The following is a 261-nucleotide window of genomic DNA, read 5'->3' on the forward strand; positions in this document are numbered from 1 at the left end:
CGGTAAATTCGTTTTGAAAACGAAAAAATATACTGCACACGACGAGAACAACGAATGCACAGAAGGTGATACAGTTCTTATCCAAGAAACTAGACCTATGAGCAAGAGCAAGAGATGGAGATTAGTAAGAATCATTGAAAAAGCTAAGTAATAATGTTACAAACAGAATCAAGATTAAAAGTTGCTGATAACACAGGTGCAAAAGAAGTACTAGTTATCAGAGTTCTGGGAGGAACCAGAAGAAGATATGCTTCAGTTGGT

General features: G+C 36.4%; 2 protein-coding genes. Both read left to right on the top strand.

The annotated features are described in order from the left end of the window. On the top strand, positions 1-151 hold a 151-nt coding region (locus tag SB679_RS24875), incomplete at its 5' end, for an uS17 family ribosomal protein (protein ID WP_410704972.1). Between the two features lie 2 nt (positions 152-153). Next, positions 154-261 (top strand): uL14 family ribosomal protein (locus tag SB679_RS24880; RefSeq protein ID WP_410704973.1); only part of this gene is annotated, 108 nt, incomplete at its 3' end.

Source organism: Chryseobacterium sp. SIMBA_029 (genome assembly GCF_046535275.1).
Classification (GTDB): Bacteria; Bacteroidota; Bacteroidia; order Flavobacteriales; family Weeksellaceae; genus Chryseobacterium.